This is a genomic window from Mesorhizobium sp. M2A.F.Ca.ET.037.01.1.1 (assembly GCF_003998075.1).
GTDB lineage: Bacteria > Pseudomonadota > Alphaproteobacteria > Rhizobiales > Rhizobiaceae > Mesorhizobium.
Window position 1 is genome coordinate 1 of sequence record NZ_RZSA01001021.1, and the last position, 2,240, is coordinate 2,240.

At 61.6% G+C, this 2,240-nt stretch carries 1 protein-coding gene and 2 pseudogenes; 1 reads left to right on the forward strand and 2 read right to left on the reverse strand.

Annotated features, from left to right (window positions below; translation table 11 throughout):
• A pseudogene (locus EOA27_RS32815) lies at positions 1-337 on the reverse strand (transposase); the annotation flags it as partial.
• Positions 338-485: 148 nt separating this feature from the next.
• On the opposite strand from EOA27_RS32815, the gene EOA27_RS32820 reads away from it, so the two are divergent.
• On the forward strand, positions 486-1,586 hold the full coding sequence (locus EOA27_RS32820) for an IS110 family transposase (RefSeq protein ID WP_127258343.1): 1,101 nt from the start codon (positions 486-488) through the stop codon (positions 1,584-1,586).
• A 304-nt stretch (positions 1,587-1,890) separates the two neighbouring features.
• Here EOA27_RS32820 and EOA27_RS32825 read toward each other — a convergent pair.
• A pseudogene (locus EOA27_RS32825) lies at positions 1,891-2,205 on the reverse strand (transposase); the annotation flags it as partial.
• Positions 2,206-2,240: the final 35 nt, after the last annotated feature.

Consider the following 2,240-nt stretch of genomic DNA (forward strand, 5'->3'; position numbering starts at 1 on the left):
GCCCGCGACGGGTCAGCTTGCGCAGGAACTCCGTCCAGATCGGCTCGGCCTCGGAGGTGCCGATCTCCATGCCCAGCACCTCGCGCCGGCCGTCGGAATTGACGCCGACCGCAATGATGATGGCGACCGAGACGATGCGCCCGCCGCGGCGCACCTTCAGATAAGTCGCGTCAATCCACAGGTAGGGCCAATCGCCCTCGATCGGCCGTTCGAGGAAGGCCTTCACCTTGCCGTCGATCTCTTCGCACAGCCGCGAGACCTGGCTCTTGGAGATGCCGCTCATGCCCATGGCCTTGACGAGATCGTCCACCGAGCGCGTCGAGATGCCCTGGACGTAGATCCCATGAGGAGTGGATAACGACCTGCACACTCTGCCAGAGTGAGGTTGCCAATGCACAGTCTCGGAGGATAACCATGCTTATTACAGCCGACCGACCCGCAGCCCTGCCGCTATCCGCACGGATCTTGGCGCGATTTTCGTGTCAATGGAATTGAGCAAAACGACTTGGCTGGTAACGTCGCTATCGCCGGGTGGCGGCGAGAAGATATCGATGCATTCGCTGGCGGGCGGCGACATCGCTGGACTGCTGGAGCGGTTTGCCGAGCTCAGCAGGAAGGCGCGGGCTCGGACCGGGCGCTGCTTTCCGATTATTGTAATCCAGGAGGCCGGGCTCGACGGCTTCTGGATCCATCGTATGCTGGGGACCGAGGGGATCGAAAGCCATATCGTTGATCCGGCTTCGATTGCGATCTCGCGCCGGCGGCGTCGAGCAAAGACCGACCGAATCGATGGCGAGACACTGGTGCGTACGCTTTTGGCATACAAGCGAGGGGAACCGCGCGTCTGCTCAATGGTCAGGGTGCCAACAATCGAGGAGGAGGACCGACGTCGCATCACGCGCGAACGCAAGGTGCTGATCGCCGAGCGAGTGCTTCATGTCAATCGCCTCAAGGGGTTGCTTTTCAGCCAAGGGATCTCCGATTACGAGCCGCTGCACCGCGATCGGCGGAAGCGCCTTGAGGAACTTAGGACCGGCGACGGCCGGGCGCTGCCTGTCCATCTGAAGGCTCAGATCTGCCGTGAACTCGATCGGTTGGAGTTGCTGCTCAAACAGATCAAGGCGGTAGAGATCGAGCGAGATGCGCTTCTGGCCAAGGAGAAGGCGACCATGCCTGCGCCGGCAGCGATGCTGACCGATATCAGGGGGATCGGCCCTGAGTTCGCGGCAATCCTCCATACAGAGGGCTTATTCCGACACTTCGACAATCGAAGACAGGTCGCCGCTTATGCAGGCCTCGCGCCAACGCCTTGGCAGAGCGGATCAATTGACCGCGAACAGGGCGTCTCGAAGGCCGGCAATCCCCGAATGCGAACAACGATGATCGAACTGGCCTGGCTGTGGCTGCGCTACCAACCAGAGTCCGCACTAGCTCGCTGGTTCCAGGATCGGGTGCACCGAAGTGCCGGCCGCTTCAAGAAGTCCACGATCGTCGCGCTCGCGCGCAAGCTGCTGGTTGCCCTGTGGAAATATATCAACGCCGGCGTCGTCATCGAGGGAGCGGTGACGAAAGCCAACTGCCAGTAAACTGGCGATCACATTATGATCCATTCCTCAGGGCCTGATCAGCCCTGGCGGATCCAGGCGGACGAACCGGCAGGAAGCTTGGCCAAAAACGCCGTGACGTAGAATGGTCTCGTCCTCCTGAGCCCTTGCCCGCAGAATGCGGGATATTGGTGCGGCCGCCCCGAGCGGCGACCGGATGTGAGGTTGATCAGGCTCGGATAGGAGAGCCGCGTCATATAACCGGGCTCAGACCGCGGATCCGATGAAGAAGGCAAGTTCCAATGGGATCATGAAGTATCTACTTGACCCAAACTTCCTCATGTGAGGCTTCTTGGATGACGGCGGTCAGCGCCTTCTCGGCCATGCGGCGCGGTTCGAGGAAGCCCGGAAAGTAGCTTCCCTTCCTGAGCTTTGGGATGCGCAGCTCGACCGTCCCGGCCCGCGTCTCCCAGTCGCGTTCCCGGTAGCCGTTGCGCTGGGCGAGACGAAGCGGGTTCTTCTCGCCATAGGCGGCGCCGGTGGCCGCGCCCACCTCCAGTTCCATCAGCCGCTCGGCGGCAAAGCCGATCATCTCCCGCAAGAGATCGGCATCTGGGGTCTTCTCCACGAGCGTGCGCAGGTTCATCATGTCGTCGGTCATCGGTGGTCCTTCCGAATGGGTTGGCGTCAACAACC